General features: G+C 64.4%; 23 protein-coding genes. 16 read left to right on the top strand and 7 right to left on the bottom strand.

Features of this window, described 5'->3' with window-relative positions:
- The first annotated feature begins 121 nt into the window (after positions 1-121).
- Positions 122-994, top strand: a complete 873-nt coding sequence (locus tag GSQ89_RS15470; protein WP_216856183.1) for a LysR family transcriptional regulator — start codon at positions 122-124, stop codon at positions 992-994.
- A gap of 262 nt (positions 995-1,256) precedes the next feature.
- Here GSQ89_RS15470 and GSQ89_RS15465 read toward each other — a convergent pair whose 3' ends face one another.
- The gene (locus GSQ89_RS15465) at positions 1,257-2,162 is read right to left on the bottom strand and encodes a LysR family transcriptional regulator (protein WP_158926683.1); all 906 of its coding nucleotides are present in this window, start codon (positions 2,160-2,162) and stop codon (positions 1,257-1,259) included.
- Positions 2,163-2,277: 115 nt separating this feature from the next.
- Here GSQ89_RS15465 and GSQ89_RS15460 point away from each other — a divergent pair, with 115 nt between their 5' ends.
- Together GSQ89_RS15460 and GSQ89_RS15455 are read left to right on the top strand one after the other, a co-directional pair.
- Positions 2,278-3,018: an SDR family oxidoreductase gene (locus tag GSQ89_RS15460; protein WP_158926681.1), complete on the top strand. Its 741-nt coding sequence runs from the start codon at positions 2,278-2,280 to the stop codon at positions 3,016-3,018.
- Between the two features lie 26 nt (positions 3,019-3,044).
- Positions 3,045-3,947, top strand: coding sequence for an SDR family oxidoreductase (locus GSQ89_RS15455; protein ID WP_158926679.1), 903 nt, complete (start codon positions 3,045-3,047; stop codon positions 3,945-3,947).
- Between the two features lie 295 nt (positions 3,948-4,242).
- On the opposite strand, the gene GSQ89_RS15450 is transcribed toward GSQ89_RS15455, so the two are convergent.
- Positions 4,243-5,139 (bottom strand): LysR family transcriptional regulator, encoded by an 897-nt coding sequence (locus tag GSQ89_RS15450; protein WP_158926677.1) that lies wholly within the window; start codon positions 5,137-5,139, stop codon positions 4,243-4,245.
- 291 nt (positions 5,140-5,430) lie between these two features.
- Between GSQ89_RS15450 and GSQ89_RS15445 the strand changes: the two genes are divergently transcribed.
- Genes GSQ89_RS15445 through GSQ89_RS15435 form a run of 3 tightly spaced genes read left to right on the top strand, consistent with a single transcriptional unit; the run spans position 5,431 to position 7,766 of the window.
- A complete protein-coding gene (locus GSQ89_RS15445; RefSeq protein ID WP_158926675.1) occupies positions 5,431-6,165 on the top strand; it encodes an SDR family NAD(P)-dependent oxidoreductase in 735 nt (244 codons plus the stop codon).
- Positions 6,166-6,183: 18 nt separating this feature from the next.
- A complete protein-coding gene (locus GSQ89_RS15440) occupies positions 6,184-6,858 on the top strand; it encodes an NADPH-dependent F420 reductase (RefSeq protein ID WP_256367324.1) in 675 nt (224 codons plus the stop codon).
- 41 nt (positions 6,859-6,899) lie between these two features.
- Positions 6,900-7,766 (top strand): NmrA/HSCARG family protein, encoded by an 867-nt coding sequence (locus GSQ89_RS15435; RefSeq protein ID WP_158926671.1) that lies wholly within the window; start codon positions 6,900-6,902, stop codon positions 7,764-7,766.
- 166 nt (positions 7,767-7,932) lie between these two features.
- On the opposite strand, the gene guaA is transcribed toward GSQ89_RS15435, so the two are convergent.
- From guaA to GSQ89_RS15420, 3 genes are all read right to left on the bottom strand, one after another.
- A complete protein-coding gene (guaA, locus tag GSQ89_RS15430) occupies positions 7,933-9,510 on the bottom strand; it encodes a glutamine-hydrolyzing GMP synthase (protein ID WP_158926669.1) in 1,578 nt (525 codons plus the stop codon).
- A gap of 68 nt (positions 9,511-9,578) precedes the next feature.
- Positions 9,579-10,337: an SDR family NAD(P)-dependent oxidoreductase gene (locus GSQ89_RS15425; protein WP_158926667.1), complete on the bottom strand. Its 759-nt coding sequence runs from the start codon at positions 10,335-10,337 to the stop codon at positions 9,579-9,581.
- Positions 10,334-11,938: a GMC family oxidoreductase gene (locus tag GSQ89_RS15420; RefSeq protein WP_158926665.1), complete on the bottom strand. Its 1,605-nt coding sequence runs from the start codon at positions 11,936-11,938 to the stop codon at positions 10,334-10,336. The genes GSQ89_RS15425 and GSQ89_RS15420 overlap by 4 nt, the downstream gene beginning before the upstream one ends.
- A gap of 144 nt (positions 11,939-12,082) precedes the next feature.
- Here GSQ89_RS15420 and GSQ89_RS15415 point away from each other — a divergent pair, with 144 nt between their 5' ends.
- The 3 genes from GSQ89_RS15415 to frc are packed head-to-tail and all read left to right on the top strand — an operon-like array spanning position 12,083 to position 15,802.
- Complete coding sequence (locus GSQ89_RS15415; RefSeq protein WP_254073222.1) at positions 12,083-12,802, top strand: GntR family transcriptional regulator; 720 nt, start codon at positions 12,083-12,085, stop codon at positions 12,800-12,802.
- Between the two features lie 2 nt (positions 12,803-12,804).
- Entirely contained in the window at positions 12,805-14,523 is a 1,719-nt protein-coding gene (gene oxc / locus GSQ89_RS15410) for an oxalyl-CoA decarboxylase (RefSeq protein WP_254073221.1), read from the top strand.
- A gap of 7 nt (positions 14,524-14,530) precedes the next feature.
- Positions 14,531-15,802: a formyl-CoA transferase gene (gene frc, locus GSQ89_RS15405; protein ID WP_158926661.1), complete on the top strand. Its 1,272-nt coding sequence runs from the start codon at positions 14,531-14,533 to the stop codon at positions 15,800-15,802.
- Between the two features lie 57 nt (positions 15,803-15,859).
- Here the strand turns inward: frc and GSQ89_RS15400 are convergent, their stop codons facing one another.
- Positions 15,860-16,354 (bottom strand): cupin domain-containing protein, encoded by a 495-nt coding sequence (locus GSQ89_RS15400; protein WP_216856182.1) that lies wholly within the window; start codon positions 16,352-16,354, stop codon positions 15,860-15,862.
- A 1-nt stretch (position 16,355) separates the two neighbouring features.
- Positions 16,356-17,372 (bottom strand): ligase-associated DNA damage response exonuclease, encoded by a 1,017-nt coding sequence (locus tag GSQ89_RS15395; RefSeq protein ID WP_158926983.1) that lies wholly within the window; start codon positions 17,370-17,372, stop codon positions 16,356-16,358.
- 80 nt (positions 17,373-17,452) lie between these two features.
- On the opposite strand from GSQ89_RS15395, the gene GSQ89_RS15390 reads away from it, so the two are divergent.
- From GSQ89_RS15390 to GSQ89_RS15360, 7 genes are all read left to right on the top strand, one after another.
- The gene (locus tag GSQ89_RS15390; protein WP_158926657.1) at positions 17,453-18,907 is read left to right on the top strand and encodes a tetratricopeptide repeat protein; all 1,455 of its coding nucleotides are present in this window, start codon (positions 17,453-17,455) and stop codon (positions 18,905-18,907) included.
- Positions 18,904-20,373, top strand: coding sequence for a tetratricopeptide repeat protein (locus tag GSQ89_RS15385; RefSeq protein ID WP_158926655.1), 1,470 nt, complete (start codon positions 18,904-18,906; stop codon positions 20,371-20,373). The genes GSQ89_RS15390 and GSQ89_RS15385 overlap by 4 nt, the downstream gene beginning before the upstream one ends.
- Positions 20,370-21,626 carry a tetratricopeptide repeat protein gene (locus GSQ89_RS15380; protein ID WP_158926653.1) on the top strand — a complete coding sequence of 419 codons (1,257 nt, stop codon included), beginning with the start codon at positions 20,370-20,372 and terminating at the stop codon, positions 21,624-21,626. The genes GSQ89_RS15385 and GSQ89_RS15380 overlap by 4 nt, the downstream gene beginning before the upstream one ends.
- A complete protein-coding gene (locus tag GSQ89_RS15375) occupies positions 21,623-22,606 on the top strand; it encodes a DUF1835 domain-containing protein (protein WP_158926651.1) in 984 nt (327 codons plus the stop codon). Before GSQ89_RS15380 ends, GSQ89_RS15375 begins: the two co-directional genes overlap by 4 nt.
- A gap of 53 nt (positions 22,607-22,659) precedes the next feature.
- Positions 22,660-23,481 carry a sugar phosphate isomerase/epimerase gene (locus tag GSQ89_RS15370; RefSeq protein WP_158926649.1) on the top strand — a complete coding sequence of 274 codons (822 nt, stop codon included), beginning with the start codon at positions 22,660-22,662 and terminating at the stop codon, positions 23,479-23,481.
- Between the two features lie 142 nt (positions 23,482-23,623).
- Positions 23,624-24,157 carry an inorganic diphosphatase gene (gene ppa / locus GSQ89_RS15365; protein ID WP_158926647.1) on the top strand — a complete coding sequence of 178 codons (534 nt, stop codon included), beginning with the start codon at positions 23,624-23,626 and terminating at the stop codon, positions 24,155-24,157.
- A gap of 40 nt (positions 24,158-24,197) precedes the next feature.
- Positions 24,198-25,076 (top strand): 2-dehydropantoate 2-reductase, encoded by an 879-nt coding sequence (locus tag GSQ89_RS15360; RefSeq protein WP_158926645.1) that lies wholly within the window; start codon positions 24,198-24,200, stop codon positions 25,074-25,076.
- The last annotated feature ends 14 nt before the right edge of the window (positions 25,077-25,090 follow it).

Below are 25,090 nucleotides of genomic sequence, written 5' to 3'. Positions count from 1 at the left end.
CTTGTCGAATTTCATGCGGCTGATTTAGTACTACTCCGATGTCCCGGATATAGAACAAACCGGACGTCTATCTTCCGTATGGTGGAAACATAAGATGGCGGATGTTGTCGCCGAGCTGCAGTTGTTCCAGGCGATCGCCGACGCGGGCAGCCTTTCCGCGGCCGCCCGTATCCTCGGCTCCTCGCCACCTGCGGTCAGCCGCCGGCTGGCCGAACTCGAGCAGCGGCTGGGCGTGAAGCTGGCCGATCGCAGTGCGCGACGCTTCCGCTTAACCGACGAAGGCACGACATACCTGGAACAGGGCCGTCGCATCCTGGAGCAGTTACGCGACCTGGAAACCGAGGTGGCCTCACGAGGGGGCACCGCGCGCGGCCGTCTTCGCGTTGGCGCCCCAGCCGATTTGGGTCGCCGTCGCATCGCCCCTTTGCTCGCAGATTTCGCAAAGCGCCACCAGGGGCTGGAGGTGCATCTCGTACTTTCGGATGCCGGACTTGAAGTGGGCGAAGATGGACTGGACGTGGCACTACGCGTGGGCTTTCCGGATGATCCGGCTGTACTCACACGAAAGCTGTTGACGGGCCGCCGCATCGTCTGCGCGGCACCGTCCTATTTGGCAAAACACGGCGTCCCCAACTGTCCGGAAGATCTGTTGCACCATGAATGTCTTTGCCTCGCTCGGCGCTACAGCTTGCAGAACCGTTGGCGTTTCATCGACGCGACCGGCCCGAAAGTCGTGCAGGTGCAGGGGACGCTGACGAGTTCCGATGGTGAGGTTTTGCGCGCCTGGGCTTTGGAAGGTCGCGGCTTATCGTTGGAAGCGGAATGGGATATCGCGGACGACGTCCGGGACGGGCGGCTTGTCGCCTGTCTTGACGGGCTTTGCGCCGAAACGATCGAACTCTACGCGACCTACCTGCCAAGCAAGCCGATTCCGGTGAGCATCCGCCTCTTCGTGGACGAAGCCGTCGCAGCATTCAGAGGACAGGCGGCCTGAATTGCAATGCGGTCGCCTGTTCCGCCTGATCGGTTCAGATGACTATCGACATCAATCGGTCGATTTTCAGAAACTCTCCACGGCAAGGGCTTCTCAGAGCTGATCAAGAAAGGACCGCCACGACTGTCGGCACGTGAACCTGATGCCGATCGGCGCGGTGCCTTGCGCGGACGTCGAAGAGCCCCTGGCCGGCAGTCGGCATCGAGGACACGCATGCAACCGTCGCTGCGATCCATGCCGAGTTGAAATTGGAGGGCAAAATTCACGGGTTCGCTGACTTGAGCCGTTCGCGAAACTGCTCGGCCATCCACTCGATGAACACCCGCAGACGTGGCGTCATCTGGCGTGTGCCGGAATAGAGGGCATAAACAGGCAACGGCGAGGGTGGAAAATCGGCGAGCACCTCGACCAGCGCACCGGAGGCCAACTCGGGCGCAACGCGATATCGCGCAGCCTGAATCAACCCGAGGCCATGACATGCGGCGGCGACATTGGTCTCAGGACCGGTCGCAGTCAGAGTCGCAGGCAGAGGCACCTGATGAGGCTTACCTCCGACCATGAAATCGAACGGCAGAACTGCACCGGTTTGGGGCGACAGCAGACCCACCCTTTCGTGCCCTTCGAGATCCTCTGGCGTTCTCGGTGTACCGAGGCGGCTGAGATAGTCCGGACTGGCGAATGTTCCACGGGGAAGCGTCCCCAGATGTCGTTTGATCAGGGAGCTGTCGCCCAGATCGCCGTTGCGCATGAGACAGTCGAAGCCTTCCCGGACCATGTCCAGAGAATGGTGTACTTCGCTCAAGTGCAGTTGGATGCCAGGGTATTGCTGTCGAAAACGTGGTAAGCCGGGCAGCAGGAAGTGCCGCGCCTGCGTGCCGTGAACGTCGACCCGGATGAGCCCAGAGGGCTTGGCACCGACGAATACGCCCTCGGCATCCTCCAGGTCCGAGATCAGACTGACGCATCGCTGATAGTAAGCTTCGCCGTCCAGCGTCGGCCTGACCTGGCGGGTTGTGCGCTGTAGCAGCATGACACCGAGACGCACCTCCAACCCCCTGACGGCATCGGTAACGGAGGAGCGCGGCAGGCCGAGATCCTCGGCAGCCTTCGTGAAACTCCGTCGTTCCACGATGCGGGTGAAAACGCGCATGGCATCGAAGCGATCCATTATCCGGACTTTCGAATTATGATGTCGGACTATGACTAATTATCCGCCAGGGAAGAAGACGTATCTTGTTCTCACCGACGCCGATCACCGACGGCGGGCACCAAGGAGAGAGATCATGATCACCCACCCCAACAAAGTCGCCATCGTCACCGGCGCTTCGGGCGGCATCGGCGCCGCGGTCGCCGAGCGCCTCGCCAAGGACGGGTTCACCGTGGTGGTCAACTACGCCGGCAACGCGGCCTCGGCGGAAGCGGTTGTCGCCCGGATCGAGGCGGCGGGCGGTCGGGCCGTCTCGGCTCAGGCCGACATCTCGAATGCCGCCGCCGTGGCCCGGATGTTCGATTTGGCCGAGACCGCCTTCGGCGGCGTCGACGTGCTGATCAACAACGCCGGGATCATGAACCTGGCGGCGATCAGCGATAGCACCGACGACCTGTTCGATCGGCACATCGCGGTGAACCTGAAGGGCACGTTCAACACGCTGCGTGAGGCGGCCCGCCGCCTGCGTGACGGCGGAAGGATCGTCAACTTCTCGTCCAGCGTCACCGGCCTGCTGCAGCCGACGTATGGCGTCTATGCCGCCACAAAGGCCGCGGTCGAAGCCATGACCAGCATTCTCGCCAAAGAGCTGCGCGGCCGGAACATCACCGTCAATGCGATCGCGCCCGGGCCGACGGCGACCAGGCTGTTCCTGGACGGCAAGCCACAAGAGGTGATCGACCGGCTGTCGAAGCTGGCACCGCTCGAACGCCTCGGCCAACCCCAGGACATCGCGGATGCGGTGGCGTTCCTGGCCGGCCCGGACGGCGCCTGGATCAATGGCCAGACCCTGCGCGCCAATGGCGGGATCATCTGAGCCCATCTCAAACGAGGAAGTTTATCATGTCCAAGTCCGTCATTCTCGTCACCGGCGCCTCATCAGGCTTCGGTCTCATGACCGCCAAGGCTTTGGCCGCGGCTGGGCACACGGTCTATGCCTCCATGCGCGAGACCGCAGGCCGCAATGCGCTACAGGTTGCCGGCGTCGCCGCCTGGACCGCCGAAAACAAAGCGGATCTCCGCACCGTCGAGCTGGATGTGCAGTCCGACGCCTCGGCCGATGCCGGCGTCGCCCATATCATCGCCGACACCGGGCGCCTCGATGTGATCGTCCACAATGCCGGCCACATGGTGTTCGGTCCGGCCGAAGCCTTCACGCCCGAGCAGTTGATGCAGCAATATGACGTCAACGTTCTGGGCGCCCAGCGGGTGAACCGGGCGGCGCTGCCGCATCTGCGCGGCCAGCGTAAAGGCCTGCTGGTCTGGGTCGGCTCCTCCTCGACGCGCGGTGGTACCCCGCCATTCCTCGGCCCCTATTTCGCGGCCAAGGCGGCGATGGACGCTCTGGCGGTGACCTACTCCACCGAGTTGGCGCTGTGGGGCATCGAGACAACGATCATGGTCCCAGGTGCCTTCACCAAGGGCACCAATCACTTCGCGCATTCGGGCAAGCCAGCGGATTCGGCGCGGGTCGCGGAGTACGAGGCCGGTCCCTATGCCGGCATCGCCGACAAGGCGCTGAAAGGTCTGGCCGGTCTCGAGCCGGCCGACGCCGATCCGGCGGAAGTGGCACGGCAGATCGTGCGGGTCGTCGATATGCCGTTTGGCAAGCGTCCCTTCCGGGTCCACGTCGATCCGTCGCAGGATGGCGCGGAAATCGTCAATGGCGTCGCCGATCGGGTGCGGAATGAAATGTATCACAATATCGGCTTGGAAAACCTGCTCCACCCGGCAGCCATGGATTGAGTTGGATCGGAGCGAGACCGATGGACGCGAGCGCAGCCTCAGCGAATACGACAGGCTGTTCAGCAAAGCTGGCTCGCGCTGCCTGCGGTGGCGCTGCCAGGCTACTTGCCCATAAGACCGTCAGCGATGGTGACGTCCATCGTCCGCCAGTCGTGTGGCCTTCGCGCCGGTTGCGACACGGCGCACCATTCGCGGATTGACCGACGCCGCTTCAAGCGATCGCAGCTCGGCTTTCGACCGGATTACGGCAAACGTCGCCGGCGACCCGCCCCGCCCCGCCCCGCCCCGCCCCGCGTCAGTCGCGCGATATGGACAGCCCCGCAAGAAGCGGAGCGTACGCGGCAAGCCTGCGGGATACGAACTCCGTGAAGAGCCGCACGCGCTTCGTCTTGCGTGTCTCCCCCTGTGTGAGAATCCAGAGCGTTCCGTACATGTGCAGGTCGGTGCCCGGCACCCTCACCAGTAGGGAGTCGGCATCTCCGACGAAGCACGGCAGTGTCGTGATCCCAATCCCTTGCTGTGCAGCAACGATCTGCGCCTCGCCGTCCGTGGTCCTGAACGGAACCCCCGTGGTGCGAACCTCACTCTCACGGGCCCAGTCAGGGATTCCATGACTGCTTATGACGATCCACCGGATGGGATCAGGCGCGCCCGCACGCCACGCGGCGAGTCGATCGCGGGACATGTAGACGCCTCCGGACAATTCCGGTCCCTTCAGGCCGTGGAGATTGAGCGGCAGAGTTTTGCGGTCGTAGACGACGCGGATCGCCACGTCGGCCTCCCGGTTGGTCAGATTTGCCAGCTCGCCGAACGACAAGATTTCCATCTCGACATCGGGATGCAGACGCGCGAAATCGGCGAAGTCCGGCATGAGCAGGTGTGTCGCGAGGGTCGGAGCCAACGTCACCCGCAGAAGCCCGCGCACGCTCTGGTCGCGGCCGAAGACCCGCGTCTCCAGCTGGTGCGACGACGCTTCCATCTGGACCGCGAGCTCGAGGACCTCCTCGCCCGCCTCCGTCAGGCGGTAGCCCGAAGGCAGCTTTTCGAACATGTGCGCCCCAAGGCGTCCCTCGAGCTGGGCGATGCGTCGCAGCACGGTTGAATGATTCACCCCGAGGTGCGCGGCGGCAGCCCGCACCGAGCCTCCGCGTGCGACGGCAAGAAAGTAGCGAACGTCATCCCAGTCGATCATGGTGCAATCCGGCACCGCGAGGTGCGCCTTCCAAAACCCGTGTCCAACACATCGAACAGCATCTCGTATGTGGGTAGCACCAGCGATCATCATAGCCCATGCCGACAAACGCGGCCCAATTCCGAACGGCGGACACCGATCGTCGCGGCTGGCGTCAGTCGTCCAGCCGGATCGATTTCGCACCACCGATGTGCGCGCTTCCGCACTCAACGCCTGACGCCGGCGGACCCATCTCGAGGCTCTCGGGGGACTTCCCCGAACGACCAACGACAGAGCCTGAAAGGAACGGTCATGGGAAAGCTAGACGGTAAGGTTGCGGTCATCACGGGGGGATCGAGCGGCATGGCGCTGGCGAGCGCCAAGCGGTTCGTTGAAGAAGGCGCCTATGTTTTCATCACGGGCCGGAGGCAGGAGGCGCTCGACGAAGCCGTCAGGCTGATTGGCCGGAACGTGACCGGCGTGCGCGGCGACGCGGCCAATCTCGACGACCTCGACCGTCTGTTCGACACAGTCAAGCGGGAAAAGGGCAAGATCGATGTCCTGTACGCGAGCGCCGGCATGGGCGACGCCATCCCCCTGGGCGAAATCACCGAACAGCATTTCGATGCGACCTTCGGCCTGAATACGCGCGGCACGCTGTTTACGGTTCAGAAGGCGTTGCCGCTGTTCAACGATGGCGGATCGATCTTCATGACCGGGTCGGTTGCTTCAGTGAAAGGTTTTCCTGGTTACGGCGTGTATTCGGCGAGCAAGGCAGCGTTGCGCTCTTTCGCACGCACTTGGCTCAACGAACTGAAGGGCAGGAATATCCGGGTAAACGTGTTGAGCCCGGGGCCGATCGCCACACCGATGCAGGACCAGGTTCTCACCGAGGAGGCGAAGCGGATGTTCGAATCCCTGATCCCACGGGGAAAGATGGGTCGTCCCGAGGAAATTGCGGCGGCCGCGCTGTTTCTTGCTTCAGACGATTCGAGCTTCGTGAACGGGGTGGAGCTGTCTGTCGACGGCGGCTTCTCCGCCATCTGAAATCGCACGGAAAAGCGTGTGGATGCCTGGCACTCCGGGAAGACGCTTATCGCGCCGGGGTCATTCCGTACAACAAATATAAATACCGATCGGAAAAGTGACATGAGTTACGCAATCATAGGTTTCGGCGCGGTCGGCCAGGCGCTGGCCCGCATGTTCGCCCGCAAGGGCATCGAAGTGGCTGTGGCAAGCAGGCGTCAGCCTGAAGCGCTCGCGCCGCAGGCAAACGCGATCGGCCCAACGACCGTTCCCAAGACCTTAAAGGACGCGCTCGAGGCCGACATCATCATGCTGGCTGTCCCGTACGGGCAGCACCGAGATGTCGCGAAGACACGGGCAAGTTGGAAAGGCAAGATCGTGATCGACGTGACGAACACGCTCGAAGATTTGGGGGGTCTTCCTTCCTCTTCGGTAATAGCCCGGGCCCTGCCCGACGCTCAATTGGTCAAAGCGTTTAACCATTTGCCTGCCCGCGTCCTTGCGGAAGACCCGGCCATCAACGGCGGACGACGGGTTGTGTTCCTGTCGAGCGACGATGAAAGCGCGACCGCAACGGTCGCCGCCCTGGTCGAGCAGCTCGGCTATGCACCGGTTAATCTCGGCAAGATCGCGGAAGGCGGCCAGCTCGTGCAGGGGCGGGACGGGATCTGGGCGCCCCTGATCTTTCAGGACCTGTTCAAGAAGACACAGTAACGGATTTACGACCCTAGCGACGGTTAAAGGAGATGGAACGCGTGTCAACGAACAGCGAACGAATCATTTTGGTGACAGGCGCCACCGGAAGGCAGGGAGGCGCCGTCTACCAGCACCTGCGGAACAAAGGATTCAAGTTGCGCGCGCTGGTGCGGGATCCCGATAGCAAACAAGCACGTCAACTGATGGGGTATGGGGAGAAAGTGTTTCAGGGAAGCCTCGATGATCCCGACAGCCTGATGCGCGCGATGGACGGTGTGTATGGCGTATTCTCCGTGCAGCCCTACACGGCTAATGAGATCCTGCAGGGAGTGGCGGTTATCGAGGCGGCAAAGCGGCAGGGTGTCAGCCATTTTGTTTACAGTTCAGTAGGGTCAGCGGACGAAGAGACAGGCATTCCCCACTTCGAAAGCAAAGTTAAAGTGGAAGAGCATCTGCGGTCGAGCGGTTTACAATATACAATTGTGCGGCCCGTCTTTTTCATGGAGAACTGGTGGAGAGGGTTCGGCGAGTCGATCCGCAACGGGCAGCTGCAACAGCCGTTAAGCCCGACGGCAAACTTGCAGATGATAGCGGTGGATGACATCGGCGCGTTTGCAGCGCTTGCATTCGAGGATCCCGGCAAATGGAAGAACAGGACATTTTCGCTGGCGGGTGATGAACTATCGATGCAGCAGATCGCCGACGCCTTCAGCCGCGCGACTGCGCGAGACGTGAAGTACGTTCAGGTTTCCTGGGATCAGTTCGAGAAGAAGATGGGAAGGGAACTGACTGTGATGTACCATTGGTTCGAAGACAAAGGTTTTCACTTCGACATAGAACAGGTTCGGCGCGAATATCCGCCGACCCACACCTTCAACAGATGGCTGGAAGCGTATTGGAACACGGGCTTGGTTAACAAAAGATAGTAAAACAAAGCGATGGCCGCGATAACATCCTCACCGAAGAATCGGTTCACCGTGCACGCGACTACGGCACAAGGACTAGACACCTACTCTCTATCGACTGCCAACGACGACCATCGACTCACTTTGGTATCCGCTCCTACCTTGTTCTACTCCACAGTACTCCCCATCACTCCCACTCAATCGTCCCTGGCGGCTTGCTGGTGATATCATACGTCACCCGGTTCACCCCCCGTACCTCGTTAACGATCCGCCCGGCGACCCGCGTCAGGAACGCCATCTCGAACGGATAGACATCCGCCGTCATGCCATCCGTGCTGGTCACCGCCCGCAGCGCGCACGCCATGTCATACGTCCGCCCGTCGCCCATCACCCCGACGGTCCGAACGGGAAGCAGAACAGCGAAGGCCTGCCAAATCGCGTCGTACAGGCCGGCGGACCGAATTTCCTCCAGGTAAATCGCGTCCACCTTGCGCAGCAGATCCGCCTTCTCCCGCGTGATGGCGCCGGGAATGCGGATCGCCAGCCCCGGCCCGGGGAACGGATGCCGGCCGACGATCGTTTCCGGCATGCCGAGTTCGCGGCCCAGCACCCGAACCTCGTCCTTGAACAATTCGCGCAGCGGTTCCACCAGCTTCATGCGCATCCGTTCCGGCAGGCCACCGACGTTGTGATGCGACTTGATCGTAACGGACGGGCCACCGGTAAAGCTGACGCTTTCAATCACATCCGGGTACAACGTGCCCTGCGCCAGGAAGTCCGCACCGCCAATACGAGCAGCTTCTTCCTCGAACACCTCGATGAAGAGGCGGCCGATCGTCTTGCGTTTCGTTTCAGGATCGGTCACCCCTTCCAACGCGCCGAGGAACAGCTCCGACGCATCGCGATGCACCAGCTTGATGTTGAACCGGTCTCGGAATGTCGCCACCACCTCATCCGCTTCGTTCTGCCGCAGCAGCCCGTGGTCGACAAAGATGCAGGTCAGTTGCTCGCCGATCGCCTCATGGATCAGCACCGCCGCGACCGAGGAATCCACCCCGCCCGATAGCCCGCAAATCACCCGTCCACCCCCCACCTGAGCTCGAATCCGAGCAATCTCCGTCGCTCGGAATCCCGCCATAGTCCAAGATCCGGACAACCCGACAACATCATGGGTGAAATTCCGCAGAAGCTGCGCACCGTGCGGCGTATGCACCACCTCCGGGTGGAACTGCACGCCGTAGAACCGGCGCGCGTCATCGGCGATGGCGGCGAACGGCGCCCCCTCGCTGGTGGCGACAACCCGGAAACCCGGCGGCAACCGAGTAACCCGATCGCCATGGCTCATCCAAACCTGCTCGCGACCGCCCTTCGCCCAGACGCCGTGGAACAGAGCGCAGTCATCCGACACATCCACATAGGCGCGGCCGAACTCCCGATGGTCGGACGGCTCGACTGCCCCGCCAAGCTGATGACACAGAAGCTGTTCGCCGTAGCAGATGCCCAACACCGGAACGCCGAGATCGAACACCACCGGCGACGCCAGCGGCGAGACCGCCTCATGCACCGACGCCGGGCCGCCCGACAGGATAATCCCGCGCGGATGCCAGGCGGAAATGCGCGCCGCATCGGCATTGAACGGCCAGATTTCGCAGTAGACGCCCGACTCACGCAGGCGGCGGGCGATCAACTGAGTGACCTGGCTGCCGAAGTCCAGGATCAGGATGCGTTCTTGGGTGTCTGCGGGATCAGGCAGGGAATCGGTCATGACGGGGCTCACCAGCGCTTGATCCCGCGCCTTGGACCATGCCGGCCGAGGTAAAGCAAGTGAACGCCTTACCCCAGAAACGCCCCCCCGTTCACATGCAGCGTCTGCCCCGTGATGTACCGCCCGTCCGGCCCGGCCAGGAAGCGCACCGCCGCGGCAATCTCCTCCACCGCCGCCTTACGTCCCAGCGGGATACCGCCATCGATCAGCGTCTTCGGCAACGCACCCGCCGACGCCCCGCGCACCGTATCCACGGCACCCGGCGCGACCGTGTTGCAGGTGATGTCATGCGGCGCCAATTCCACTGCCAGCGCCCGCATCAACCCCTCCAACCCCGCCTTCGACGCCGAGACATGGCAACGGTTCGGCGTCCCGACATGGGTGGAAATCCCCGACAGCGCGACGATCGCCCCGCCCCCGCGTCCAAGCATGTGCGGCACCGCCGCCCGAGCCAAAATGAACGCACCATCCAGGGCAACGGACAGGATTTCCCGCCACTCGACGAGCGACATCTCCAGGAACGGGGTCTGCCGGCGCAGCCCGGCATTGCTGACCAGGATATCGATGCCGCCGAACGCCGCGACGGTTGCCTCGATCATGGCTCCAGTCGTCACCGGATCCGACACATCCGCCAGGCAACCGATCGCCTGGCCGCCCGCCGCATTGATCTCCGCCACCACGCCATCGACGGCCGCCCGATCACCGCGCCCGTTGATAACCAGTGAGGCGCCCCGCGCCGCGAGGTCAAGCGCGATGGTGCGCCCGATATTCTTCCCCGCCCCGGTGACCAGGGCGACCTTGCCGGCAAAGACCTGCTCGACGCTCATGCGGCCTTCAGAATCATATCCGCCCCCTTCTCCGCGATCATGATGACGGTGGCGTTGGTGTTGCCCGACACCACCGTTGGCATGATGGACGCATCGATCACCCGCAGCCCCTCCAGCCCCTTCACCTTCAGATCGGTCCCCACCACCGCCTTGGGTCCCGGCCCCATCATGCAGGTGCTGGTCTGGTGAAACGTTGTGCCGGCGGTTTCTCGGACATGGTTCAGCAGGTCCTCGTCGGTCTGCGCCTGTGGCCCGGGATAGATTTCTTCCTTGCAGAAACGCTGCATGCTCACCGTGGCGAAAACTTTGCGAGTGACCCGCAGGCCGGCGACCATGGTGTCGCGATCCCCCTGGGTGGACAGGTAATTCGGCTGCATCGCCGGCGGTTTCGCCGGGTCGGGCGACTGGATGCGCAGCCAGCCGCGGCTTTCCGGGCGGCAGGGAATCGCCACCATGGTGCAGCCGGGAAAGCGATGCATGGGCTCCCCGGTCTTCTGTGCGCTGCCGGCGAGGAACTGGTATTGCACATCCGGGCTGTCCAGCTCCGGCCTTGTCTTCACGAACAGCCCGATCGGGCCCGCACCGGTCATCAGCGGCCCTTTCTGCGCCAAAATCCACTCGGCCCCCGCGTAAAGCCGGCGCAGCCAGTTATGGTAAATCTCGTTCATCGTCACTGTGCCGTCGACGCAGCGATGAATGATGCGGCCGCCGACATGATCCTGCAGGTTTTCCCCCACGCCGGGCAGGTCGTGCTTCACCTCGAGTCCCAGCGATTGCAGCAACTCGCCCGGCCCGACGCCCGACAACTGCAAAATCTGCGGCGAGTTGATGGCCCCGCCGCACAACAGCACTTCCTTCTTCGCCTTAGCCTGATGTAACGCGCCATTCTGGCTGTATTCGACACCGACCGCCCGTTTGCCCTCCAGCAGTACACGATGGGTCAGGGCACGCACTTCAACCTGCAGATTGCGGCGCGATTTGACTGGATTCAGATACCCCACGGCCGCCGAGGACCGCCGCCGCCCCTTCACCGTCAATTGCAACGGCCCGACACCCTCCTGCTTCGCGCCATTGAAGTCGGGATTGTACGGATACCCCGCCTCCTGCGCCCCGGCGATGAAGGCGTCGTGCAACGGGTGATCTGTCTTCAAATCCGAAACCCCCAGTGGCCCGCCCGAACCATGGAATTCGTTGGCACCGCGCTCCTGGTCCTCCGCTCTGCGGAAATACGGCAACACGTCGTCATACGACCATCCGGCATTACCGAGTTGCCGCCACAAGTCGAAATCCTGACTCTGGCCGCGAATATAGATCAATCCGTTAATGGACGAAGACCCGCCCAGCACCTTGCCGCGCGGCCAGGAGATGCGGCGGTTGTGCATCTCCGGCACCGGTTCGGTCTCGAAATACCATGCCACCTTGGGATTATAGATGTTGCGATAGAACCCGGCGGGAATGTGGATCCAGGGATCGGTATCCTTGCCCCCCGCTTCCAGCAGCAGGACCCGGTTGTTCGGATCGGCACTCAAGCGATTGGCCAGCACGCACCCGGCCGACCCGGCGCCCACGATGACAAAATCGTACTCCCGCACCGCAACCATGCCCCGCTTCCCCCGTCATTATGGCAACCAGTGAAGCGGAACCGCACCGGATTGACCAGGGCCACGGCATCACCCTCGGCGATCCCAGCCTCTTGACGCCCGTGGCATACAAAATACAAAATACCCGCAACGAGGAGGGACGGGTTGTCGCAAGCCCAGCCAAGACTGCGAATCGAACCGCTGGACATCGGCACGGGCCTGCGCAAGCAAGCCTGCGACGCGATCAAGCGCGCCATCATGGACATGGATATCTATGGCCGCGCCGGCGAAATCCGCCTCGATGAGCGCCGGCTAAGCGAAGACCTGGGCGTCAGCCGCACGCCGATCCGCGAAGCCCTGTCGGTGCTGGAGCAGGAAGGCTTCGTCCGCTCCATCCCCCGCCGCGGCATCATCGTTGTGCGCAAAAGCAAGCGCGAGATCGTCGAGATGATCACCGTTTGGGCCGCGATCGAGAGCATGGCCGCCCGCATCGCCGCCACGGCCGCAACCCCGGCGGACATCGCCGCACTGACCGAACTGATGGACGCGTTCGAGGAAGACCCGACCGGCCATCTGACCGAATACTCCGACGCCAACATGGAATTTCACAAGGCGATCATCCGCCTGGGCGGCATCGGCCTGATGACCACCCTGACCGACTCGCTGTTCATCCACATGCGCGCCGTCCGGGCCGTCACCATGACCCAGGACAACCGAGCCCAGCGCTCCGTCGCCGACCACCGCGCGATCATCGCCGCGCTGCGTGCGGGCGATCCGGATCACGCCGAACGCCTGGTGCGCGATCACACAATGGGCCTGGCGGCGCATGTCGAACGCCATGGCGACTTTATCGACAGGCCGAAAACCGAAACCGGAGGTAAATGACCATGTCGGCAACGACAAACGACACCGAAACCGAACTGACCGACGGGTTCCACCTCGTCATCGACGCGCTGATGCTGAACGGCATCAAGACGATCTACGGCGTGCCGGGCATCCCGATCACCGATCTCGGCCGCCTGGCCCAGGCCTCCGGGATGCGGGTGATTTCATTCCGCCACGAACAGAACGCGGGCAACGCCGCCGCCATCGCCGGCTACCTGACCAAATCGCCCGGCGTGTGCCTGACCGTCTCGGCCCCGGGCTTCCTGAACGGCCTCGTCGCCCTGGCCAATGCGACAACGAACTGCTTCCCAATGATCCTGGTCAGCGGTTCCTCCGAACGCGAAATCGTCGACCTGCAACAGGGCGACTACGAGGAGATGGACCAGCTCGCCATCGCCAAACCCCTGTGCAAAGCCGCCTTCCGCGTGCTGCACGCCGCCGACATCGGCATCGGCGTCGCCCGAGCGATCCGCGCCGCGGTGTCCGGCCGCCCGGGTGGCGTCTATCTCGACCTGCCGGGCAAATTGTTCGGCCAGGTCATGGAAGCAGAGGCCGGCCGTCGGTCACTGGTCAAGGTGATCGACCCGGCGCCGGCACAGATTCCGGCGCAATCCGCCGTCGATCGCGCGCTTGATGTGCTGCGCGGCGCCAAGCGTCCACTGATCATCCTCGGCAAGGGCGCCGCCTACGCCCAGGCCGACGACGACATTCGCACGCTGGTCGAGAAAAGCGGCATTCCCTACATCCCCATGAGCATGGCCAAGGGCCTGCTGCCCGACACGCACCCGCAATGCGCCGCCGCTGCCCGCTCCACCGTTCTGCTGGAAAGCGACGTCGTCGTCATGATCGGCGCGCGCCTCAACTGGCTGCTAAGTCACGGCAAGGGCAAGCAATGGGGGCCGCCCGGCTCGAAGAAGTTCATCCAGATCGACATCGAACCGCGTGAGATGGACAGCAATGTCGAGATCGCCGCGCCGCTGGTGGGCGATATCGGGTCCTGCGTCACCGCCATGCTGCGCAGCATGGGGAACGACTGGACGCCACCACCGTCCGAATGGGTCGAAGCAATCAACACCAAGAAAGAATCCAACATTGCTCGCATGGCGTCCCGCCTCGGCAAGAACTCGACGCCAATGGACTACCACTCCGCACTGCGCGTGCTGCGCGACGTGATCAAGGAGCGTCCGGACACCATCCTGGTGAACGAAGGCGCCAACACGCTCGACCAGGCGCGCGGCGTCATCGACATCTATCAGCCGCGCAAGCGCCTGGATGTCGGCACCTGGGGCGTGATGGGCATCGGCATGGGCTTCGCCATCGCCGCCGCGGTCGAAACCGGCAAACCCGTCCTCGCCATTGAGGGCGACAGCGCCTTCGGCTTCTCCGGCATGGAGGTCGAAACGATCTGCCGCTACAACCTGCCGGTCTGCGTCGTGGTATTCAACAACGACGGGATCTATCGCGGCGACGGCGTCAACCTCAGCGGCGGTGACGACCCGGCAACGACCATGTTCGTCAAAGGCTCCCGCTACGACCGGATGATCGACGGTTTCGGCGGCGTCGGCGTCCACGTAACCACCCCAGACGAACTGAAACGCGCGGTGGACGCGGCCATTGAGTCCGGCAAGCCCACGCTGATCAACGCCGCGATCGACCCGGCCGCCGGCAGCGAGAGCGGCAACATCGGCAATCTCAACCCCAAGAGCAACCTGAAGAAGTGAGGAACACATGACCAAAGCACTCGACGGCGTAAAAATCCTCGACTTCACCCATGTCCAGTCCGGCCCCACCTGCACGCAGTTGCTCGCCTGGTTCGGCGCCGACGTGATCAAGGTCGAGCGGCCCGGTGTCGGCGACATCACCCGAGGCCAGTTGCAGGACATCAAGGGCGTCGACAGCCTGTATTTCACCATGCTGAACCACAACAAGCGCTCCATCACCATCGACGGACGCGACAAGCACGGCAAGGAAGTGCTCGAGTCCCTGGTGAAATCCTGCGACGTGATGGTGGAGAATTTCGCCCCCGGCGCGCTGGATCGCATGGGCTTCACCTGGGAACGCGTGCAACAACTGAACCCGAGGATGATCCTGGCGTCCATCAAAGGCTTCGGTCCCGGCCCGTATGAGGACTGCAAGGTCTACGAGAACGTCGCCCAATGTGCCGGCGGCGCGGCGTCCACAACCGGCTTCGATGACGGGCCGCCGACGGTCACCGGCGCCCAGATCGGCGATTCCGGCACCGGCCTGCACCTCGCGCTCGGTATCGTCGCCGCGCTGTTCCAGCGCAACACCACCGGGCTCGGGCAAAAAGTGGACGTTGCGATGCAGGACGGCGTGCTGAACCTGTGCCGCGTCAAGCTGCGCGACCAGCAGCGCCTCGCCCACGGCCCGCTGACCGAATTCCCGCAATACCCCGACGGCAAATTCGGCGAGGCGGTGCCCCGCTCCGGCAACGCCTCCGGCGGCGGCCAGCCCGGCTGGATCCTGAAGTGCAAAGGCTGGGAGACCGATCCCAACGCCTATATCTACTTCATCGCCCAAGCCCCGGTATGGGAGTCGATCTGCGACGTGATCGGTAAGCCGGAATGGAAGACCCACCCGGATTATGCCAAACCCCCTGCCCGGTTGCCCCGCCTGAAATCCATCTTCGACACGATCGAGGAATGGACCATGACCAAGACAAAATTCGAGGCCATGGACATCCTGAACGAATACGACATCCCCTGCGGCCCGATCCTGTCGATGAAGGAAATCGCCGAGGAACAATCGCTGCGCGCCACCGGCACGGTGGTAGAGGTCGATCACCCGACCCGTGGCAAATACCTGTCCGTCGGCAACCCGATCAAACTGTCCGCCAGCGCCTCCGAGGTAAAACGCTCCCCCCTCCTGGGCGAGCACACCGAAGAAATCCTCCGCGACGTGCTCGGTTTTGAGCCCGCCAAGGTAGCGGAATTCCTGGCCTCCCCGGGCCTGGGCGGCGCCCGCACCGCCGCCGAATAGCAGCGTGTCAACCGGGGACGGCGGCGTGCCGCCCCGGTTGTCACCCACGGCGGCATATCACCCCCACAGCCGAGGCAACGCGCCATCCGCCCCGGTGACCGGATCAGCCGCCGGCACCGGCACTGCCGTAACCGCGCGAGCGGCCGCATCATGCTCGCCGGGCTTCCCGCGCCGCAAATCCGGCCCCGGCCCATTATCCGGATAAGCCCCCACGATCAGCAGGTCGCTCGACTGCCCCTGATTGCAGTGCGCCACCCCGGCCGGCACGACGACGACATCGCCCGCCCGCACCGTCAGCACCTGCCCGTTCGGACCACCGAACAGCACCGAAGCCTCGCCTCGCGCAACACCCAGAACCTCATGCGCCGTGCTATGGAAATGGTGGAACGGATGCACCCCGTCGCGCCACGCCGGAGGCCACCGATTGGCGGCAAACATCCGCTCGATCGCAACCGCGTCCGCCAGCGCCGCATCCCGGTAAACCAGCAAAGGCAACCGCGAATTCGGGATCGCCCCATCGTCCGCGAACGTAAACACCAGTGGCTCGTTCATCTCACGCAACCTCCGCTTCGTCATCATCCCCATACCCCAGCAGCCGCAGCGCCCGTCCGCGTATCCCGCGCAGGCCGGCGGCATGGATCAGCGCTTCCTCCCGCCCATGCGTCACCCACACTTCCGGCGCACCGACATCATCCAGAGTCGCATTCAACTCGTTCCAGTCGGCGTGGTCGGAGATCACCAGCGGCAACTCCACCCCACGCGATTTCGCCCGCTGCCGCACCCGCATCCAGCCCGATGCCAGCGCCACCACCGGGTCCTCCAGCCGCCGAGCCCACCGGTCCGCGATGGCACTGGGTGGAGCCAGCACGATCGCCCCTACCAATTCCGCCTTCGCCGCCACCGTCGCCGGCCGCAGATCGCCCAGTTCGACCCCACGCTCGCGATAGACCTTGCACATCGACTCCAAGGCGCCGTGCAGCCAGATCGGCCGGTCCCATCCCGCCTGCCGCAACAACGCAATCAGCCGCTGACATTTTCCCAGTGCATAACACCCGACGACATGCGTCCGTTCCGGAAACAACGCCACGCTATCGAGCAGCCGCTTGATCTCATGCGCCGGCGGCGGATGCACGAACACCGGCAGGGCGAACGTCGCCTCGGTGACGAACACGTCGCACGGCACCGGCTCGAACCCCGCGCAGGTGGGATCGGCCACCCGCTTATAATCGCCGCTCACCACGGCTCGGGAGCCCTGATACTCCATCGCCACCTGCGCGCTGCCCAGCACATGCCCGGCCGGAGCAAGCCAGACCCGCACATCGCCCAGGGTGATCGGCTCATGCCAATCCAGCGCCTGCCGAGACTCTCCCCAGTCGCCCAATCGCGCCCGCATCACCGCCAGCGTGTCCGCCGTCGCCAGCATCGCGCGATGCCCCGGCCGCGCATGGTCCGAATGCCCATGCGTAATCACCGCTCGGTCCACCGGCCGCAGCGGGTCGATAAAGAACCCGCCCGGTTCGCAGAACAGGCCGGCGGGTAAGACTTTCAGCCAAGTCTCTGGATGCGGCATGGTCAGCCATATTGGCACCCGCTCTGATTTTAATGCCAGCCTGTTGAACCTTCCAACACGCCACTGGTAAGACCCCGCCCGTGGACATCAATATCGAAACCGTCATGGAACGTGGACGCGCAGCCTTCGCGCAGGGCGACCATGTCGCCGCGGAGGTGCATTTCCGTGACGCCCTGGCGGCGGGCCGCGACGACGCGGACGTGCATCATCACCTCGGTTTCATCGCCCGCACCCGCGGCGACCTCGACGAATCCGCCGCCCGCTACGCCGACGCGCTGGAGCATTCCCCAACCGACGCCCACCTGCACAACAACCTGGGCGAAACCCGCCGGACACAAGGCCACCTGGCCGAAGCCGCCGCACTGTTCCGCCGATCCCTGCAACTGACGCCGGACGCAGGTCCGATCGCCGCCAATCTCGGCTCAGTACTGGTGGCGATGAAACGCCCCGACCTCGCCTTGCCGCATCTCGAACATGCCGCCGAACTCGATCCGAACCAGATGCAGGTCCATTCGGACATCGCCATGTGCCTGTGCAGCATGAACCGCTACACCGAAGCCCTCGCTGCCTACCGGCGCGTGTATGAGATCCAGCCCAGCGCCAACGACGCCCGCTATCTGGAAGCGCTAGCGCTCCTCGCGCTGGGCGACTTCGAGAACGGCTGGCGCAAGCACGAATCCCGCTGGTATGCCCATCTCGGCCAACCCCTGCGCCGCGTCGCCCCCGGGCCGTACTGGCTGGGCGACGCCGACCTGACGGGCCGCACCATCCTGGTGCATGCCGAACAAGGCCACGGCGATACCATCCAGTACCTCCGCTACATCCCCCTGCTGCGCCAACGCGCCGCCCGCGTGATCCTGGAGGTCCAGCCCGCGCTGAAGCCGATGCTGGCCGGCCTGCCCGACGTCTATGCCCGCGGCGAGGACCCACCGCCCTATGACACCCACTGCTCCTTCATGAGCCTGCCGCGCGCCTTCCGCACCACGCCGGACACCATCCCCGCCGCGGCCCCCTATCTGACCGTTCCCCCGGACAGCCTGGCCAAATGGCAGGAGCGGCTTGGTCCCTCCGACGGCCGCCGCCGCATCGGCATAGCCTGGACCGGCACCAGCAGCGTCTGGAACCGGTCCATCCCGCTCCCCTTGCTGGAGCCTCTGCTCGATCGTACCGACTGCGAATTTCACATCATCCAGACCACCATGGAGCCGGATGACCGCACCACGCTGGAACACCTTCCTCACCTGATCGACCACAGCACGGATCTGGCCGACTTTGCCGACACCGCCGCCGTAACGGAACTGATGGACCTGATCGTCAGCGTCGACACCGCGCTGATCCACCTCGGCGGCGCCCTCGCCAAGCCGACCTGGACGATGCTGCCATTCGGTGCCGAATACCGCTGGCTGACCGCCGGCACCACCACTGCGTGGTACCCCACCATGCGCCTGTTCCGCCAACCCGAGCTGTTCGGCTGGCCGCAAGTGGTGGAAGCGATCAACGCCGCCCTGTCCGACGCAACCGCCCCCCTCGCGTGAGCCTCTACACCGATCTGCTGCTGGAAGCGGCCTTCCAGGCCCACCAATCCGGCCGGGCCGGCGAAGCCGAGGCCGTTCTGCGTCTGGTGATCGGCCGCAGCGGCCACGACGCCCACGCGGTCCATTTCCTCGGCCATCTGGCCTACCTGCGGGGCCAGTTCGACGACGCCGCCTGGCTGCTGACGCACGCCCTGGCGATCGACCCCAACCATGCCCGAGCGCACAACGACCTGGGCGAGACGCTGCGCAGCCTCGGCCGTAACGAAAACGCCCTGCCGCATCTACAACGGGCGATCACGTTGGAACCCACACTGGCGCACGCCTACGGCAACCTCGCCGCCACGCTGGTCGCCCTGAACCGGCCGGAGGAAGCCTTGCTCTGGGCGCAGGAATCACTGCGCCGGGCGACCGACAAAACCATCGCTCACTGCGACCTGGGCAGTCTGTTCGGCCGCCTGAACCGCACCAAGGAAGCGATCCGGCAATACGACCTGGCGCTGGCCCTCCAGCCTGGCAACGCGCGCGTCCATTACTTTCGCAGTCTGATGCGGCTGGCCCTCGGCCAGATGCCGGACGCCTGGGCCGAACACGAGGCCCGCCTCACGCTGCCCGCCGCGATGTCCGGCGTGCGCGCCTTCCCCGGCCCGATCTGGACCGGCCGGGAAGACCTGGCCGGACGCACCATCCTGCTGTCCACCGAACAGGGTTTTGGCGACGCCATCCAGTTCGTCCGCTACGTCCCCATGGTCGCCGCTCGCGGCGCCACCGTCCTGTTGGAGGTACAGCGCGGCCTGGGCACGCTGTTCCAATCGATCCCCGGCGTGACACAGCTTTTCGAGCCAGGCGACCCATTGCCCCATTTCGACCTGCATTGCTCGCTCATGAGCCTGCCCGCCGCGTTCGGCACCGGCCTTCAGGCCATTCCCTCGACCATGCCGTATCTGGCCGCCGACCCCGCGCTGGTCGCCGCGTGGTCCGACAAGCTGGGTCCTTGGCAAAAGATGCGGATTGGCCTGGCTTGGTCCGGCAGCCTGCAGCACGCCGACGACCGAAACCGCTCCATACCGCTCAGCCTTTTGGCACCGTTACTGAAACGGACGGATATCGCCTGTCACGTTATCCAGCGCGACATCCATGACGCCGACCGCCAGACGATGGCCGATTTCCCGGCCTTGTCCGACCACAGCGCGTCGCTGACCGACTTCGCCCAGACCGCCGCGCTGATCGCGTCGATGGACATGATCGTTTCCGTCGATACCGCGGTTACCCATCTGGCTGGCGCCCTGAACATGTCCACCTGGGTCATGCTGGCACACAGCGCGGACTGGCGGTGGATGCGGGACCGGGACGACTCGCCCTGGTACCCCAGCCTGCGGCTATTCCGCCAGAAGCGGCGCGGCGACTGGCACACCGTCATCGGCCAGGTCAGCGACAATCTCGATCAATGGGCGATCCGCCGCGGATGAACCCCTACACCGCCGCGCTGCACGATGCCTTGATTCCAGCGCTGGAAGCCGGCCGCACCGAAGAAGCCATCCCGCTGCTCAAACTGGCGATCCAATCCGGCGCCGACGACCCCTTCTTCCTATACGCCCTGGGCAATTGCCAGTTCCTGGCGGGAGACTGCGCCGAAGCCGCGATTGCTCTGACCACCGCCACCCGCATGGATCCGACCCGCGCCGAGGCGTTCAACGACCTGGCCGCCGCCTTGTTCGTCCTGGGACGCGACGCCGAGGCCCTTGCCTGCCTCAGCCGCTCCCTGACCCTGCGTCCCGACCTGCCGGAGGCGCAGGAAACCGACGCCATGTGGCTGCTCCGCTACGGCCAATTCCACGAGGGCTGGCGCAAATACGAAGCTCGGTTTCGCACCCGAGCCAATCGGCATCTGTGGCGTGCCTTCGCCCAGCCGAACTGGGAAGGCGAGCCGCTCAACGGGCGCGCCATCCTGCTGCACGCCGAACAGGGCCTGGGCGATGCGCTGCAATTCGCCCGCTATGCCCCCCTGGTGGCAGCGCGCGGCGGCCGGGTGATATTGCAGGCCTACGCCGAGATAATCCCGTTGCTGACGAAACTTCCAGGCGTGGCCAGGCTGATCGACACCGCAACGACACCGCCGCCGTTCGACGTGCATTGTTCGTTGCTGAGTCTGCCGCGTGTGTTTGGCACAGACCTGGACAGCATTCCCGCCGCTGTCCCCTATCTGACGGTCCCCGAGGACCGAATGGCACGCTGGCGCAACACGCTGGGTCCGCGGCGAGGTTTGCGCGTAGGGATCGCCTGGTCGGGCAACCCCAGGCACCGCGACGACGCCCGCCGCAGCATCCCGTTCGACGTCTTTGCGACGCTGCTGACCGATCGGCCGGACATCGAGTTCCACGTCCTCCAAACCGGACTCCGCGCGCCAGATCGAACCGGCCTGCAAGACCGTCCCTACGTGCGGAACCACGCCGATATTCCACAGGATTTCGGCGATGCCGGCGCCCTGGTTTCGCTGATGGACGTGGTGATATCCGTCGATACGTCCATTGCCCACCTGGCCGGCGCCCTGAATCGGCCGGTCTGGCTGCTGCTGGCCCATCTGGCGGACTGGCGCTGGCTGATGGAACGCGACGACAGCCCGTGGTATCCATCGATGTGGCTGCTGCGGCAGCCGGAACGTGGCGACTGGGCCAGCGTTCTGTCCGTCGTCTCATCGCGGCTGCAGGAAATGCTGGCATGATCGATGACGATCGTCCGACGCTGCATATCCGTTGCGGGTCCGACATCCGCGACACGTTGCGTTCGGCTGGGTTCGGCGGCGAGTTCCTGGAATATTCGGATCCGGTCCACGACGGCCCGCTGCCCGGAATCCCCGACCTGGTCGCGGCCCGCGCGCGCATACTGGCCGCCGGTCCTGGACAACTGATGGGTTTCTCCGAAGCCCAATGCCTCGCCGGCCTGCGGCAGGCCGAACAGCGCCTGTCCTCGGCGCACCAGTACCAGCGGGTTGTGTTGTGGTTCGAGCATGACTCCTACGACCAACTCATCCTCGCCCGCTGCCTGTCGCGGCTCGCCGAGGGCCCACTGCCGGAATGCCTGGAATTGATCTGCATCGACCGGCACCCGGACATCCCGCGCTTCAATGGCCTGGGCCAATTGGGACCGACGGCGCTGGCAGCCCTCTGGCCAGCCCGCAAATCCGTCACCCCCGAACAGATCGCGCTCGGACAGGCAATCTGGGCGGCACTGCGCCAACCCGACCCAACCGGATTACAGGCAATCGCCGAGACCGCCACGCCCGCCCTCCCGATCGCCGCGCCGGCGCTCTGGCGGCATTTGCGGGAACTGCCCGGCGTCGCGGACGGCTTGTCGCTCACCCAACGCCTTGTGTTGGATATCCTGACCGAGAGCCCAACGCCCATCGGGCGAATCCTCGCCGCCATGGTGAACGGGCGGGAACCGCTGGTGTTCATGGGCGATATCGGACTTCTGGGCACCGTCGAGGCGATGGCGCGCACCAACCCGCCGGCGCTGACGATAGAACCCGGCGAAAAACCGTTCCCCCGCATAGCGACGATCACCGACACCGGACGGCAGGTGGTTGCCGAACGGATCGACTACCTGTCGCTGCGGCCGCCCGAACGCTGGGTCGGCAATATCCTGGCGGATGGACAGTGGCGCTGGGACGAAACCGCCGGCAGCATCGCCCGAACGACTTGAACCGCCTCGTCATTCAGGCGAAACACGGCCCGCGATAGACGACAAGGGCACAAATGGAATTTCTAGGAGTCCACACGTTCGGTTTTATCTGGGACCGCAACGCGGCGCAGGCGACCGAAGATCTCGCGGCGGCAGGGTTTCGGGATTTCCAGTATCTCGCCGGCTCACCCCATCTCGATCCCTGGGCCTCGGATCGCACCATGCTGGCCGCCATGCGGCGCACCGTGGACCGGATCGGCGGCTCGATCCTGGCGGTCGATCTACCCAGCAGCGAGACGAATTTGGCGAGCGTGAACGCGGCGGTGGTGGATTTCTCGGTCTCCGCCTACCTCAAGGTCCTCGATGTGGCATCGGAACTTGGCGCACGCTGGCTGACGATCAATTCCGGCCGCAAGCACGGGCTGCTGCCACCACCGGACGACCGGCTGTTGGGCATCTACCGCGGCGCGCTCGAACACCTCGCCAAGGCCGCGCAACCGCGCGGCGTCCGCCTGCTGCTGGAGAACATTCCCGGCATGCTGCTGTCCGACGCCCCGGCGGCCAAGGCGTTCCTGGACGCGGAGGACTACGGCAACGTCGATGTCCTCTACGACGTGACCAACGCCGCCGCGATCGGCGAAGACCCGGCGCGGGGCATCCGCACGCTGGCCGAACGCATCAAGCTGGTTCACCTGTCGGACGCCCCGCCCGGTCAGTGGCGCCACGATCCCATCGGCACCGGCGCCATCGACTTCAGCGCGATCCGAGATGCCCTGACGGATATCGGCTACACACAGGGCGTGGTGATCGAGGCGATCAGCCAAAACACGCTGCCCGACCTGGTCGCCTCGCGTCAGCGGCTGGACGCCATGGGCTGGCGTTTCAAGCAAAGCTGATCGCGGCCCACACATCTGCTATCTTTGTGGCGTCGCGTCGCCAAGACGTGCTTTGTGCGTCGCGTCGCCCAGACGTGCGCCTGGCCGAATCCCTGCCGCCTGCCCTGCCAGGCCGGCGACACGATCGAAGGAGAGAACACGCATGCGCATCGATGCCATCGCCATCGGCAAGAACCCGCCGGAGGACGTCAACGTCATCATCGAAGTCGCCATCGGCGGCGAACCCATCAAGTACGAGATGGACAAGGAAGCCGGCACGCTGGTGGTGGATCGCTTCCTCTACACGCCGATGCGGTATCCCGGAAACTATGGCTTCGTGCCGCACACGTTATCGGATGACGGCGACCCGATCGACGTGCTGGTGGCCAACACCCGCCCGATCGTGCCGGGCGCGGTGATCAACGTCCGCCCCGTCGGTGTTCTGAAAATGACGGACGAAAGCGGTGGAGACGAAAAGATCATCGCCGTGCCGTCGCCGAAGCTGACCCAACGCTACAAGAACGTGCACAACTACACCGACCTGCCGGCGATTACGCTGGAACAGATCCAGCATTTTTTCGAGCACTACAAGGACCTGGAACCCGGCAAATGGGTCAAGGTCGACGGCTGGGGTGACGCCGCCGAGGCAAAGGCGCTGATCGTCGACGCCATTCAGCGCTCGACGGCAAAGGGCTAGGAGGTTCCGTGCCGATCGCACCCAGATACCGTCATAGAAGATGCCCACTATCGCGGTAATCGGCCCGGGTGCGATCGGCGGAACAGTCGCCGCCTGGCTTGCGCAAAATCCGGCCAACACAGTGACAGTCTGCGTTCGGACACCGTTCGACTGCCTGGTGATCGACACCCCGCACGGCCTGATCACCGCGACACCCAAGGTGCTGATTTCACCTGAACAGGCCAACCCGGTCGATTGGGTCCTGATCGCCACAAAAGCGTACGACGTCGCCGCCACGGCGCTTTGGCTGCCGCGACTCAGCAGGCCAGGAACACGCATCGCGGTGCTGCAAAACGGCGTCGAGCACATAGAGCGGTTTTGCTCCGTCGTCCCGGTATCCGCGCTCGTCCCCGTGGTGATCGATCTGCCGGCGGAACGCGCCGCACCTGGCCGCGTCCGGCAACGCCGCGACGGCCTGCTGACGGTCCCGGACGATGCCAACGGTCAGGCGTTCATGGGATTGTTCGACAGCGCCGGCCTGACAGTCACGACAACCCCGGATTTTCGTTCGCATGCCTGGCGCAAGCTCGCGCTGAACTGTGCGGGCGCCGTGTCGGCGCTGGTACTGAAGCCCGCCGGCATCGCCGCGCGGGAACCGATCGCGGACATCATGCGATCGTTGGTGCGGGAGTGCATCGCCGTGGGCCGAGCGGAGGGTGCGATCCTGGACGACGATTGGGTGGAAACGGTGGTGCAGCGCTACCGGGACGGACCGGCGGACGCGATCAACTCCCTGCACGCCGATCGGTTGGCGGGACGGCGGATCGAGATCGATGCCCGCAACGGCGCGGTCGCGCGCCTTGGCCGCCGGCACAGTATCGCGACGCCGGTCAACACCATGATCGTCGCGCTGCTGCAGGCTGCTTCAACGGACGATTGACCCATCGGCCACGC

Origin of the sequence: Acidisphaera sp. S103 (assembly GCF_009765975.1) — a bacterium.
Taxonomy (GTDB): Bacteria; Pseudomonadota; Alphaproteobacteria; order Acetobacterales; family Acetobacteraceae; genus Rhodopila.
This window is presented reverse-complemented; position numbering and strand designations above follow the sequence as displayed.

Coding starts and splice junctions, on each gene's coding strand:
- GSQ89_RS15465 (WP_158926683.1), bottom strand. CDS start 2,162: ATGGATCGCTTCGATGCCATGCGCGTTTTCACCCGCATCGTGGAACGA.
- GSQ89_RS15460 (WP_158926681.1), top strand. CDS start 2,278: ATGATCACCCACCCCAACAAAGTCGCCATCGTCACCGGCGCTTCGGGC.
- GSQ89_RS15455 (WP_158926679.1), top strand. CDS start 3,045: ATGTCCAAGTCCGTCATTCTCGTCACCGGCGCCTCATCAGGCTTCGGT.
- GSQ89_RS15450 (WP_158926677.1), bottom strand. CDS start 5,139: ATGATCGACTGGGATGACGTTCGCTACTTTCTTGCCGTCGCACGCGGA.
- GSQ89_RS15445 (WP_158926675.1), top strand. CDS start 5,431: ATGGGAAAGCTAGACGGTAAGGTTGCGGTCATCACGGGGGGATCGAGC.
- guaA (WP_158926669.1), bottom strand. CDS start 9,510: ATGACCGATTCCCTGCCTGATCCCGCAGACACCCAAGAACGCATCCTG.
- GSQ89_RS15425 (WP_158926667.1), bottom strand. CDS start 10,337: ATGAGCGTCGAGCAGGTCTTTGCCGGCAAGGTCGCCCTGGTCACCGGG.
- GSQ89_RS15420 (WP_158926665.1), bottom strand. CDS start 11,938: ATGGTTGCGGTGCGGGAGTACGATTTTGTCATCGTGGGCGCCGGGTCG.
- oxc (WP_254073221.1), top strand. CDS start 12,805: ATGTCGGCAACGACAAACGACACCGAAACCGAACTGACCGACGGGTTC.
- frc (WP_158926661.1), top strand. CDS start 14,531: ATGACCAAAGCACTCGACGGCGTAAAAATCCTCGACTTCACCCATGTC.
- GSQ89_RS15400 (WP_216856182.1), bottom strand. CDS start 16,354: ATGAACGAGCCACTGGTGTTTACGTTCGCGGACGATGGGGCGATCCCG.
- GSQ89_RS15395 (WP_158926983.1), bottom strand. CDS start 17,372: ATGCCGCATCCAGAGACTTGGCTGAAAGTCTTACCCGCCGGCCTGTTC.
- GSQ89_RS15380 (WP_158926653.1), top strand. CDS start 20,370: ATGAACCCCTACACCGCCGCGCTGCACGATGCCTTGATTCCAGCGCTG.
- GSQ89_RS15375 (WP_158926651.1), top strand. CDS start 21,623: ATGATCGATGACGATCGTCCGACGCTGCATATCCGTTGCGGGTCCGAC.
- GSQ89_RS15370 (WP_158926649.1), top strand. CDS start 22,660: ATGGAATTTCTAGGAGTCCACACGTTCGGTTTTATCTGGGACCGCAAC.
- ppa (WP_158926647.1), top strand. CDS start 23,624: ATGCGCATCGATGCCATCGCCATCGGCAAGAACCCGCCGGAGGACGTC.
- GSQ89_RS15360 (WP_158926645.1), top strand. CDS start 24,198: ATGCCCACTATCGCGGTAATCGGCCCGGGTGCGATCGGCGGAACAGTC.